This window comes from Phytopseudomonas argentinensis, from assembly GCF_900113905.1.
GTDB lineage: Bacteria > Pseudomonadota > Gammaproteobacteria > Pseudomonadales > Pseudomonadaceae > Aquipseudomonas > Aquipseudomonas argentinensis.
In genome coordinates, this window is record NZ_FORC01000001.1 from 55246 (window position 1) to 69452 (window position 14207).

Here is a 14207-nt window from a genome sequence, read left to right on the forward strand (position 1 = left end):
CCCTGCCTGGCCGCCCCCTTCACCCACTTAAAGCCTCGAAGGTCAACCGGATGACGAACAAGACCGCACACCACCTCGAAGATGTCTACCCACTGTCGCCGCTGCAGCAGGGCATGCTGTTCCAGAGCCTGCTGCACCAGGAGTCCGGGGTCTACCTGATGCAGGATCGCTACCGTATCGGTGGCGAGCTGTCGGTAGAGGCGTTTCTCGAGGCCTGGCGGCAAGTGATCGGTGCCCACCCGGCACTGCGCACCAGCTTCCTGTGGAAGACCCAGAAACAGCCATTGCAGGTGGTGCACCGCGACATCGCCGACCCGGTCGAGTACATCGATCTCGAAGGCCTCGCCCCCGAGCAGCAGGAGGCCCATATCCAGGCCCTGCTGCAACAGGAGCAACGCAACGGTTTCAACCTGGCCAAACCACCGCTGATCCGCGTGCGCCTGGTGCGCCTGGGCGCCGGGCGCCACGAAATGATCCGCAGCTTCCACCACATCCTGATGGACGCCTGGTGCATCTCGCTGATCATGGTCGACTTCATCGACGCCTATGCGGCCTTGCGCCAGGGCAAGAGCGCGAACGTGCGCAAGCCGCGCCCGTACCGCGACTACATCGCCTGGCTGCAACAACAGAGCCTGCCCGAGGCGCAGGCCTTCTGGCAGCAGCAACTGCAGGGCCTGGACGCACCGACGCCACTGGTGATCGAACGCCAGACCCGGCAGAGCCAGTACCGCGAAGCGGTGCTGGTCGACGATACCCTGATCCGTTTCGACGCCCAGCAGACCCGTGACCTGACGCAGTTCTGCCAATCCCGCCGGATCACCCCCAATACCCTGTTCCAGGGCGCCTGGGCCTTGCTGCTGAGCCGCTACAGCGGCCGGCGCGACGTGCTCTTCGGCGTCACCGTGTCCGGTCGTCCACCACAACTGGCTGGCGTCGAGGAGATGATCGGGCTGTTCATCAACACCCTGCCCCTGCGCGTGCGCATCGACGAGCAGCAAGACCGCACCAGCTGGCTGCAGGCCCTGCAACGCCACAACCTGGCGCTGCGCGAGTTCGAGCACAGCGCCCTGGTGGACATCCAGGGCTGGAGCGATTTTCCGCGCGGCGAGGAGCTGTTCGACAGCATCCTGGTCTACGAGAACGCGCCCATCGACGACAAGCTGTTCAGCGGCGAGCTGAGCTTCAGCCTGGACGACATGGAGCACAGCGTGCACACCCACTACGGCCTCACCGTCGTGGTCATGCCCGGCGAGCGTCTGGCCGTGCGCATCTCCTACGACCGTCGGCGCTTCGCCCGTGACAGCATCGAACGCCTGCTCGGCCATCTGCGCCAGATCGTTCTCGGCATCCTCGCAGAGCCCACTGCCAGCCTCGCCTCGCTGCAACTGCTGAGCGCGCAGGAGCGCCAGACGCTGCTGGTGGACTGGAACCGTACGCAGCAGCCCTTCCCTCTGGATCGCACCTACGCCAGCCTGTTCGCCGAACAGGTGGCGCGTCAGCCGGCCAAGGCCGCCGTGGTCTGCGCGGGCGAGTCGCTCAGCTATGCCGAACTGGACGCCCGCGCCAGCCGCCTCGCCGCTGCGCTGATCGAGGCCGGCGCCGGCCCCGACCTCCCCGTGGCCCTGCTGGCCGAACGCGGCCTGGCCCATCTCACCGCGCTGATCGCCATTCTCAAGGCCGGCGCCTGCTACCTGCCGCTGGAGGTCAAGCACCCGGCGCAACGCCTGGCGGAAATCCTCGCCCTGAGCCAGGCGCCGCTGATGCTGGTCGGTGACAACCAGGGGGCACTGGCCGATAAGCTGTGCACCCACCTCGGCCAGGCTGCACCGCAGTGCATCGGCATCGAAGCCCGCTGGCTGCAAGGTGAGGTGCCCAGCCTCGCGCTGCGCGGCACGCCGGACGATCTCGCCTACGTGATCTTCACCTCCGGTTCCGCCGGCACGCCCAAGGGCGCCCTGGTGGAACAGCGCGGCATGCTCAACAACATCTTCGGCAAGGTGCCGACCCTCGGCCTCGGCGAGCACGACCGCATCGCCCAGACCGCCTCAGTGGCCTTCGACATCTCGGTCTGGCAGTTGCTTGCCGCGCCACTGCTCGGCGCCACCGTGCATATCCTGCCGGATGCCGTCAGCCACGATCCCGAGCGCCTGCTGCAAGCCCTGCAGGACCAGCGCCTGACCCTGTGGGAAGCTGTACCGGCGGTGATCCGCGGCGTGCTCGCCGCCAGCACGCCGGCCACCAATCTCGAGAGCCTGCGCTGGCTGCTGCCTACCGGTGAGGCCCTGCCGCCGGCCCTGTGCCGCGACTGGTTCGCCCGTTTCCCCCATGTGCCGCTGATGAACGCCTACGGCCCGGCGGAGTGCGCGGACGACGTGGCCTTCCACGCCATCAGCGCAGCCTCCGATGAACAGGCCCAGGCCATGCCCATCGGCCGGCCGATGCCGAACACCGAGCTGTATGTGCTCGACGATGCCCTGCGCCCGGTGCCGGTGGGCGTGCCTGGCGAAATCTGCGTGGCCGGTGCCGGTGTCGGCCGTGGCTATCTGCACGACGCCGAGCGCACCCGCGCCGCCTTCGTCGATCACCCGCTGCGCCCCGGCGCACGCTTCTACCGCACCGGCGACCTCGGCCGCTACCGGGCCGACGGTGTGATCGAATTCCTCGGCCGCCGCGACCAGCAGGTGAAGATTCGCGGCCATCGCATCGAACTGGGCGAGATCGAGGCCAAGCTGCAGCAGCACCCGTCCGTGAAAGCCGCCGCCGTGGTGGTGCATGCCGATGCCCGTGGCGAGGCGCAACTGGTGGGCTACTGGGTCGCGCACGAGGGTCATGACCTCGACGCCACGGCGCTGAAACAGGCGCTCGACGGCCAGCTGCCGACCTATATGGTGCCGCAGCACCTCGCTCAGCTCGACGCCCTGCCCCTCAACGCCAACGGCAAGGTCGACCGCAAACGCCTGGCCCAGCGCGAGCTGGACTGGAACATGGCGACGAGCGAAGCCACGCCGCCGGCCACGGCCACCGAGCAGGCGCTGCATGGCATCTGGCAGGACATCCTGGCGCTGGAGCACTTCGGCGTCACCGACAGCTTCTTCGCCCTCGGCGGCCACTCGCTGCTGGCCACCCAAGTGCTGTCGCGCATCCGCGCCGCCTTCGCTGTCGAGCTACCGCTCAAGGCCCTGTTCGAGTGCCCCAGCGTGCGTCAATTGGCCCAGGCCATCGACCAGCAGAAGCGCCTCCAGGACGACGAACAGCCAGCATCCGACGACATCGTGGCGGCGCCACGCCCCGAGCGTCTGCCGCTGTCCTTCGCCCAGCAGCGCCTGTGGTTCGTCGAGCAACTGAACCCCGGCAGTGCCCATTTCAACATTCCCTTCGCCCTGCGCCTGAGCGGTGATCTCGATGTCGAGGCCCTGCGCGCCAGCTTCCAGTGGCTGATCGAACGCCACGAAGTGCTGCGCACCGCCTTCCCCAGCGAGGGCGGGCAACCCTGCCAGCGCATCGTCGAGGCATTGACCTTCGAGCTGCCGCTCGCCGATTTCGCAGACGCCGGCGAAGCTGCCGTGCAACGCGAATTGCAGGCCTGGTTCGCCCAGCCATTCGATCTGCTGCAGCCCCCTCTGCTGCGCGCCCGCCTGCTGCGCCTGGGCGCACGCGAGCATGTGCTGGCCATCACCCTGCACCACCTGGTGTCCGATGCCTGGTCGGCCACCCTGGCCCTGCGCGAGCTGACCCAGTTCTATGCCGCCCTGCACGCCGGCCAGGCGCCGCAACTGGCGCCCCTGTCGATCCAGTACGCCGACTACAGCCTGTGGCAGCAGCAGCGCCTGCAACCGGCGGCGCTGCAACCGCATCTGGACTACTGGCAGAGGCAACTGGCCCGCGACGACGACAGCGACTACCTGCTGGAGCTGCCCACCGACCGGCCGCGCCCGGCCGCCCAGTCGCACCGCAGCGGCCTGCTCGCCACCCGCCTGTCGCCCCAGGCCAGCGAGCGTGCCCGCGCCCTGGCAGCACGCCTGCAGCAATCCACCTACAGCCTGGTGTTCGCCGCCTTCGCCACCTTCCTGCACCGCATGAGCGGCCAGGACGACCTGATTCTCGGCACGCCGGTGTCCAATCGCGACCGGGAGCAAACCCAGTCGCTGCTCGGCATCCTGCTCAACAACCTGCCGATCCGCGTGCGTTTCCAGGGCCAGTCGAGCTTCGCCGAACTGGCCCGCCAGGTCAGCGAAACCCTGCTCGAGGCCCAGCAGCATCAGGACCTGCCCTTCGAGCGCCTGGTCGACCACCTGGCGTTGCCACGCCGCCTCAGCCATGCCCCGCTGTTCCAGGTGATGATCGCCCAGCAACTGCCCATGGAGCGCCGGGTGCGCTTCCCCGACCTCGACTTCGAGGTGCTGGACACACCGCTGAGCCATTCGGAATACGACCTCGACCTGCACATCGTCGCGCCAGCGCAGGCCGCCATCGAACTCAACCTGATGTTCGCCCTCGACCTGTTCGAGCCGGCCACCGCCGAGCGCTGGCTGCAGCGCTTCGTGCAGCTGTTCGAGAGCATGCTCGAAGCACCCGAGCGGCCGCTGGGCGAGCATCGCCTGCTCGATGCGCGGGAATGGCAGCGCACCCTGCACGCGTGGAATGACAGTGCCTGCGAACTGCCGTCCATGCCGAGCATCCTCGATGCCTTCGAGGCACAGGTGGCCCGTTCGCCGCAGGCAGTGGCGGTGCAACATTGCGCGCTCAGCCTGAGCTACGCCGAACTGGATGCCCAGGCCAACCGCCTGGCCCACTACCTGAACGCACAAGGCGTGGGCAGTGGCCACTGGGTGGCCCTGTGCCTGGACAAGACCCCGGAGCTGGCGGTGGCCATACTCGCGGTGCTCAAGTGCGGCGCGGCCTATGTGCCGATCGACAGCGCCTACCCGCTAGAACGTATCCGCTACATCCTCGATGACTGCGCAAGCAGCCTGTTGCTCACCGATGCCGAGCTGGCGGCCCGCCACGCCGACCTGCCGGTACGCCAACTGGTGCTGGAGCACCTGTCGGCGGAACTGGCTCAACTGCCGGCCAGCGCACCCGCACGCAGCCTCGACGGCGCCGCGCCCTTCTATGCCATCTACACCTCCGGTTCCACCGGCCAGCCCAAGGGCGCGGTGGTCACCCATGGCGGCGTGCGCAACCTGCAGCACTGGTACCTGCGCACGCTGGGCTGGCGCCAGGGCGACAAGGTGCTGCTGGCCAGCGCCACCGGCTTCGACCTGACCCAGAAGAATATCTTCGCGCCCCTGCTGTCCGGCGCCACGCTGGTCATGCCCAGCGCCCAGGGTTACGAGCCGCAGGCGCTGCTGCAGGACATCCGCGAGCAGCGCATCACCCTGCTCAACGGCGCCCCCAGCGCCTTCTACCCGCTGCTGGACCTTGCCGCAGCCGGGCACTGCCGCGACCTGGCCAGCCTGCGTGCGCTGGTACTGGGTGGCGAGCCGATCCGCATGGAGCGCCTGCGCCCCTGGCTCGACAGCGGCAACGGCCAGTGCCGGGTGATCAACAGCTACGGTCCCACCGAATGCACCGATGTGGTGGCCTGGCACGAGGTGGACAGCGAAGCGGTGGATGCGCCGCTGCCCATTGGCCGCCCGGTGGACAACACCCAGCTCTACGTGCTCGACCGCTACGACCAGCCGCTACCGGTGGGCGTACCCGGTGAGATCTGCGTGGCTGGTGCCGGCGTCGGCCCTGGCTACCTGCACCGTGAGGCGCTGACCGCCGCCGCCTTCGTCGCCAACCCCTTCGGCCCAGGCCGCTTGTACCGCACCGGCGACCTGGGCCGTTACCTGGCCAATGGCGAGCTGGAATTCCTCGGCCGCAAAGACTTCCAGATCAAGCTGCGCGGTCTGCGCATCGAGCCTGGCGAGATCGAACAGGCGCTGCTGCGCCTGGACGGCGTGCGCGACAGCCTGGTGCTGGTGCGTGACGAACGCCTGCTGGCCTACGTGCTCACCGAGAGCGGCGCGGCAGTGCAGGATGACTGGCGTGAACGGCTGGCTCGCTTCATTCCCGCCTACATGCTGCCGCAGGCGTTGCTGGCCCTGGCCGAGTGGCCACTGAGCGCCAACGGCAAGATCGACCGCCGCGCCCTGCCACAGCCCGAGGCCGAGCACGACGCGCTGCTGCAGGCGCCCCAGGGCGAGCACGAGCAACGCCTGGCTGTGCTGTGGGCCGAGACCCTGCAAGTGCCGGTGGAGCAGATCGGCAGGCAGTCCAACTTCTTCCACCTGGGCGGGCACTCCCTGCTCGCCACCGTGCTGCTGACCCGTATCGCCGAGGCCTTTGCCAGCGCACCGAGACTGCGTGACCTGTTCGAGCGGGCCACCCTGGCCGAGCAGGCCCAGTTGATCGCGGCCGCGGGCGAGCAGCCGGCCTCGGCCTTGCCGACGCTGCAGGCCGGCCCACATCCGCAGCGCCTGCCACTGTCGTTCGAGCAGCAACGCCTGTGGTTCCTCGAGCAACTGGCGCCCGGCTCGGGCGAGTACAGCATCAACACGGCGCTGACCCTCACCGGCGAGCTCGATGTCGAGGCCTTGCGCCAGGCCTTCGAGATTCTGGTCGAACGCCACGCCATCCTGCGCAGCCGCCTGCTGGACGACGACCAGGGCGGTCAGTTGCTGATCGATGCGCCAAGCCGTTTCGAGCTGGCCGTGGAGGACTATGCCGGCGAACCAGCCGATTGGGCCGAGTACCAGCGTCAGGCCGCCGAGGCCGAATCCGCACGCGCCTTCGACCTGGCCCACGAACACCCGTTGCGGGTGCGTCTGCTGCGCCATGCCGGCGCCAACCAGGCCCTGCTGCTGCTCGGCCTGCACCACTGCGCCGCCGACGGCTGGTCGGTGCAGGTGCTGCTCGACGAACTGGCCGCCAGCTACCAGGCCGCTCGCGAAGGCCGGCGCGCAGAGCTGCCGGCGTTGCCGGTGCAATACGTCGACTACGCCCTGTGGCAACGCAGCGAGGCACGTCAGCAGGTCTATCGCCAGCAACTGGAGTACTGGCAGAAGCGCCTGGAAAACGGCGACTACCACCTCGAGTTGCCCACCGACCTGCCGCGCCCGGCGCACCTGGACAACCGCGCCGGCACCTGCTTCGCCCAGGTACCGCCAGCCCTGGCCGAGCGCCTGCGGCGCTTCGCCCGCGAGCGCGACGTCACCCCGTTCATGCTGATGCTGGCCGGCCTCAAGCTGTTCCTCGGTCGCTACAGCGGCCAGCAGGACCTGCGCATCGGCACGCCGGTGGCCAACCGCCGCCTGCACGCCGTGCAGCCCTTGATCGGCTGCTTCGTCAATACCCTGGTGATCCGCTCCGAGCTCACCCCCGCACAGCGTTTCGGCGACTACCTGGCCCAGCTCAGGCAGACCGTGCTGGACGCTCAGGAACATCAGGACGTGCCCTTCGAGCAGGTGGTCGAACATCTGGCCCCGGAACGCGACCTGGCGCACACACCGCTGTTCCAGGTGGCCTTCGTCATGCAGAACAGCACGCGCGCCTCGCTCGACTGGCCAGGCCTGCGTCTGCAACCGCTGGGCATTCGCTCGGCGGCAGCCAAGTTCGACCAGAACTGGGAAGTGCACGACGACGGCGAGCAGCTCTCGGTGATGCTGGAATACCGCGCCAGCCTGTTCCATGAATCGACCATGCAGGCCTGGCTCGGCCAATGGCTGGCCTTCCTCGAATGCCTGCCGGATGCCGTGGACACACCGCTCGCGCAACTCACGCCCTTGAGCGAAACGGATCGCCAGCGCCAGTTGCAGCACTGGAACGACACCACACGCCACTACCCCGGGCCCACCACCCTGAGCGAGGCCCTGGCCCGCCAGGCGCAGCAAAGCCCGGAGGCGACAGCGCTGGTCTACGAGGGCGAAACCCTCAGCTATGCCTGTCTGCATGGGCGTGCCGACCAGTTGGCACAGGCACTGGTCGCCCAGGGTATCGGCCGCGAACAGGTGGTCGCCGTATGCATGGAGCGCAGCATCGACCTGGTGGTGGCCCTGCTGGGCATCGTCAAGGCCGGCGCCGCCTACCTGCCGCTGGACCCGCATCTGCCAGCGGCACGCCTGGCCTTCCTGCTGGAAGATGCCGACTGCCCGCTGGTGCTGACCCACGCCACCTGGCGCGAGCGCCTGCCCGAGCAGGTGCCGGCCTGGTGCCTGGAGCAACCGCTGCCGGTACATGGCGCAACGGCGCAGCCAGCGGCCAACCAGCCCGGCGACCTGCTGTACCTGCTCTACACCTCCGGTTCCACCGGCCAGCCCAAGGGTGTGCTCAACGAGCACGGCGCGCTGATGAACCGCCTGCACTGGATGCAGGACGCCTTCGCCATCGGCGCCGGTGACCGGGTGCTGCAGAAGACCCCTTACGGCTTCGACGTGTCGGTGTGGGAGTTCTTCTGGCCGCTGATCACCGGCGCCTGTCTGGTGTTGGCACGCCCCGGCGGGCATCAGGACAGCGGCTACCTGATGGAGCTGATCCAGCGCGAGCACATCACCACCCTGCACTTCGTGCCCTCGATGCTGCAGGCTTTCGTCAGCGAGCCAGGCCTGGAAGGCTGCACCTCGTTGCGCCAGGTCTTCGCCAGTGGCGAGGCCTTGCCGCTGGCCCTGCAACAGCGTTTCCAGGCGCGTCATCCGGCACGCCTGATCAACCTCTACGGCCCCACCGAAGCGGCCATCGACGTCAGTTGCTGGATCTGCGACCCGGCCTCGACCCTGGGTTTCGTACCCATCGGCAAACCCATCGCCAACCTCAAGCTGTACATCCTCGATGCGCAGCTCAACCCGCTGCCGGTGGGTGCCGTCGGTGAACTGTACATCGGTGGCGTCGGCCTGGCCCGTGGCTACCTGAACCGCCCGGAGCTGACCGCGGCGGCATTCATCGACAGCCCCTTCGCGCCCGGCCAGCGCCTGTACCGCACCGGCGACCGCTGCCGCTTCCTGGCCGATGGCAACATCCAGTACCTGGGTCGCCTCGACCATCAGGTCAAGCTGCGCGGCCAGCGCATCGAGCTGGGCGAGATCGACGCCGCCCTGCTCGCCCAACCCGGCGTACGCGAGGCCGTGACCGTGCTGCGCGACGACCTCGGCACGCCCCAACTGGTGGCCTACCTGGTGGCCAGCGAAAGCGGCCTGGATGTCGCCCGGCTGCAGGCCGAGCTGGCGCGGACGCTGCCGGCGCACATGCTGCCGAGCGTGCTGGTGGAACTGGCGGCATTGCCGCTCAACCAGAACGGCAAGCTGGATCGCAAGCAACTGCCAAGACCACAGCTGGAACAGGCCGAGGCAGCGCTCGAAGCGCCGCAGGGTGATCTCGAGCGGCGCATGGCCGCACGCTGGGCCGAGTTGCTGGAAGTGCCGCTCGAACTGATCGGCCGCGACAGCCACTTCTTCCGCCTGGGTGGCCATTCGCTGCTGGCCACCCTGCTGCTCGCCCGGCTGCGCCAGGAATACGGCCAGGCGCCGGCCCTGCGGCAGTTGTTCGAGCAGCCGACGCTACGCGCCTTCTGCGCTCTGATCGACACCTCGGCCACCTGTGCGGCCGCCGAGCTGACGCCACAGCCACGCCCCGAGCGCCTGCCGTTGTCCTATGCCCAGCAACGCCTGTGGTTCCTCGAACAGCTCAACCCGCAAGCCGCCGAGTACAACATCACCTCGGCCGTGGAACTCAGCGGTCCTGTACGCCTCGACTGGCTGCAGCAGGGCCTGGCCGAGATCGTCGCCCGTCACGAGGTGCTGCGCGGTCGCCTGCTGGAGCGCGGCCAGGGCGCCGAGCTGCTGATCGATGCAGAGGGCCGCGCGCACCTGACCATCGAAACGCTGGCCGAAGCGGACTGGGATGCCCGGGTCGCCCGGCGCATAGACGAGGAAGCCCGGCAACCCTTCGACCTGGCCGCCGGCCCGCTGATCCGGGGCTGCCTGCTGCACGCCGGGCAGCGCACCCTGCTGCTGCTGACGCTGCACCACACGGTGGCCGACGACTGGTCGATGCAATGCCTGATCGACGAGTTGGCCGAGCTCTATCGCGCACGCAGCGAGCAGCGCGAGGCACGCCTGCCGGCCCTGCCGGTGCAGTACGTCGACTACGCGCTCTGGCAGCGCCTGTCGGAGCAGGCCGAGCGCTACCGCCAGCAGTTGCAGTACTGGCAGAGCACCCTCGGCGAGGGTGACTACCACCTGGAGCTGCCCACCGACCATCCGCGCCGCGCCGAGCCCGACAGCGTCAGCGGCTTCCATACCCGGGTGCTGCCCGATGCCCTCGCCCAGCGCCTGCGTCAAGCCGCACAGCAGCAGGGCGTGACGCTCTATGTGCTGCTGCTGGCTGCGACCCAGGTATTGCTCGGTCGCCTGGCCGGGCAACGCGACGTGCGTATCGGCACCGCCGTGGCCAACCGCGACCTGGCCCAGACCCAGGCGCTGATCGGCTGTTTCGTCAACACCCTGGTGATCCGCGCCGAGGTCGACCCGCACCTGGCCTTCGAGCACTTTCTGAAACAGGTCGGCGAACGCGTGCTCGAGGCCCAGGAGCATCAGGAGGTGCCCTTCGAGCAGGTGGTCGATGCCCTGGTCAGCGAGCGCGACATGACCCGCACGCCGCTGTTCCAGGTGCTGTTCGCCATGCAGACCGCGCGCCTGCGTAGCGACGCCTGGGCGCCTCTGAGGTTGCGCGAAATGGAGGTGCCCTCCAACGCCTCGAGCTTCGACCTGAGCTGGGAGCTGCACGATGACGGTGAGCGCCTGTCGCTGCGCCTGAAGTACAAGCGCCAGTTGTTCGAGGCCGACACCATCACCCGCTGGGCCGATGCCTGGCAGCAGTTGCTGGGCGAAGTCAGCGGCCGCCCGCTGGCGACGCTGGGCGAACTGGCTCTGCTCGGCGCCGCCGAACGCGACCAGCAGTTGCAGCAGTGGAATGCCACCGCCAAGACCTACCCCGGCCCCCATGACCTGGCCCAGGCCCTGGCCGAGCAGGCCATGCGCAGCCCGGATGCGCCCGCGCTGGTCTACGCCGAGCAGCGACTCAGCTATGCCCAGTTGCATGCCCGCAGCGGCGCCGTGGCCCGCGAGCTGCGCGAACGCGGCGTGGGCCGCGCGCAGGTGGTGGCTCTGTGCATGCAGCGCTCGGTGGAAATGGTCGTCGCCCTGCTCGGCATCGTCCGCGCCGGTGCGGCCTACCTGCCGCTCGACCCGGAGTTGCCGCCGGCGCGCCTGGCGCTGGTGCTGGAGGATGCCAGCCCGGCCCTGACCCTGGTGCAAGCGGGCACGGCAGCCTGCCTGCCGGCCGGCACGCCACACTGGTGCCTGGACGTCTCGACCCTGGAAGACGGCCCGCAACCCGAGCCGATCAACCAGCCCGGCGACCTCGCCTACGTCATCTACACCTCGGGCTCCACCGGCCAGCCCAAGGGTGTGCTCAACGAGCACGGCGCGCTGATGAACCGCCTGTACTGGATGCAGGACGCCTTCCCCATCGGCGCCGACGACCGCGTGCTGCAGAAGACCCCCTACAGCTTCGACGTGTCGGTGTGGGAGTTCTTCTGGCCGCTGATCACCGGCGCCTGCCTGGTGGTCGCCAAGCCCGACGGCCATCGTGACAGCCACTACCTGGCCGAGCTGATCCAGCGCGAACGCATCACCACCCTGCACTTCGTACCCTCGATGCTGCAGGCCTTCGTCGGCGAGCCGGCGCTGCCAAGCTGCACCTCGCTGCGCCAGGTGTTCGCCAGTGGCGAAGCCTTGCCGCTGGAGTTGCAGCAGCGCTTCCAGGCGCGTCATCCGGCACCTCTGATCAACCTCTACGGCCCCACCGAAGCGGCCATCGACGTCAGTTGCTGGGTCTGCGACCCGGCCTCGACCCTGGGCTTCGTACCCATCGGCAAGCCGATCGCCAACCTCAGGCTGTACATCCTCGACGAGGCGCTGGCGCCGTTGCCAATCGGCGCGGTGGGCGAGTTGTACATCGGCGGTGCCGGCCTGGCCCGCGGCTACCTGAACCGCCCGGAACTGACCGCCGAGCGCTTCGTCGACAGCCCGTTCGAGGCCGGCCAGCGCCTGTATCGCACCGGCGACCGCTGCCGCTTCCTGGCCGATGGCAACATCCAGTACCTGGGTCGCCTCGACCACCAGGTCAAGCTGCGCGGCCTGCGCATCGAGCTGGGCGAGATCGATGCCGCCCTGCTCGACCAGCCTGGCATCGAGGCAGCGGTCACCGTGCTGCGCGAGGACCTGGCCACGCCGCAACTGGTCGCTTACCTCTGCGGCCCCGAGGCCCTGGATGTCGAAGCGCTCAAGCAGCGCCTCGGCCAGCAGCTCCCGGCGCACATGGTGCCGGCGTTCATGGTGCAGTTGCCGGCCCTGCCGCTGAGCAGCAACGGCAAGATCGACCGCAAGGCCCTGCCCAAGCCGCAAGTGGAGCGCCAGGCCCGCCAGCAGCGGGCACCGAGCAACGCCACCGAAGAAGTGCTGTGCCGCCTGCTCGGCGAACTGCTCGGCATCGAAGCCCCGAGCGTCGACGACAACTTCTTCGCCCTCGGCGGCGATTCCATCCTGGGTTTGCAGTTCATCGCCCAGGCCCGCGCCCAGGGTATCGGCCTGACGCCGCGTCAGTTGTTCCAGCAACGCACCCTGGCCGACCTCGCCCTGGTCGCCACCCCGGTCGAGCAGTGCCAGGCCGAGCAAGGCGTGCTGGAAGGCGAGGCGCCCCTGCTGCCGATCCAGCACTGGCTGCTGGAACGCCACCTGGCAGAGCCCGGCCACTGGAACCAGTCGGTCCTGCTCAAGCCCAGCCGTCCCCTGCGGGCCGAGGCGCTGCAGAGCACCTTGCAACTGCTGGTCGAGCAGCACGACGCGCTGCGCCTGCGCTTCACCCGTGAAGGCGGTCAGTGGCGCCAGCACTATGCCGATGCTCGGCAGGCCGTGGGCTTCGCCCAGGTTCGTCTGGCCGAGCCCTGTACCGCGCAGGCCCTGCATGACTGCATCGCCGAACGGGTCGAGGCGACCTTCGACCTGGCCAATGGCCCGCTGATCCGCGCCTTGCTGATCGAGCTGGCCGACGGCCAGCAGCGTCTCTACCTGGTCGCTCATCACCTGGTGGTGGATGCGGTGTCCTGGCGCCTGCTGCTGGAAGACTTCAGCCAGCTCTACCCGCGCCTGGCCGCTGGCCAGAGCGCCGAGTTGCCGGCCAAGACCAGTTCCTACCGGCAATGGGGCCAGCGTCTCTGGCAGCAGGCCGCCAGCCCGACGGTGCAGGCGCAACGCGACTACTGGCTGCAGCAGATACGCCCCGGCGAACTGCCGGCGGATCAGCCGCAGGCCGTCAACCGCGTGGCCGACGAAGTGAGCCTGAGCGCCCTGCTGAGCGTCGAGGAAACCCAGGCGCTGCAACAGGCACAGGCCAGCTACCGGACCCAGGGCCATGAACTGCTGCTCGCCGCCCTGGCCGGCGCGCTGCACGAATGCTCGGGCGCCACGGCCATCGGCATCGACCTGGAAGGCCATGGCCGCGATGCCGCATTCACTGAGCTGGATGTCAGCCGCACGGTGGGCTGGTTCACCCAGCTCTACCCGGTGCGCCTGGAGCTGCCACAGGGCGGCGACACCGGCGCGCTGATCGTCGCGGTCAAGGAGCAGTTGCGCGCCGCCGCCGACAAGGCCATGGGCTACGGCCTGCTGCGCCACCAGGCCGAGGCGCCACTGCCGGCGCACCACCATTCGCTGCTGTTCAACTACCTGGGCCAGCTCGACGGCGTCGAGGGCGGCGCTCTGCTGCAACTGAGCGACGAACCGCTGCCGCCGACCGTCGCCGCCAACTCGCCGCGCAGCCACGATCTGGAAGTGGTGCTGGCGGTCATCGGCGGGCGCCTGCAGGTGGAGATGAAGTTCGCCGGCCTGCGTTATGCGTCGGCCAGCCGCGAGCGCCTGTTGCAGGCCTACCTCGCGCATCTGCGCACGATCATCGGCCACTGCCAGGGCAACCAGACGGGGCAACTGTCGCCAACCGACTTCCCGCTGGCCAAGGCGCTGAACCAGAAGAACCTGGACACCCTGCTGAGCAAACTCAAGAGCAAACCGATCTCGCAGAGCTAGCAGGCGTTGCGCCGGCCGCCCCAGTGCGCCGGCGCCCGCACTGCGCTGCACACGTTTTCACGGCCTACGGACTGGAACCAGAAT

1 protein-coding gene is annotated in these 14207 nt (G+C 68.8%); it reads left to right on the forward strand.

The window, feature by feature from the left end:
* The first annotated feature begins 2 nt into the window (after positions 1-2).
* Entirely contained in the window at positions 3-14123 is a 14121-nt protein-coding gene (locus tag BM154_RS00250) for a non-ribosomal peptide synthase/polyketide synthase (RefSeq protein WP_279626214.1), read from the forward strand.
* The last annotated feature ends 84 nt before the right edge of the window (positions 14124-14207 follow it).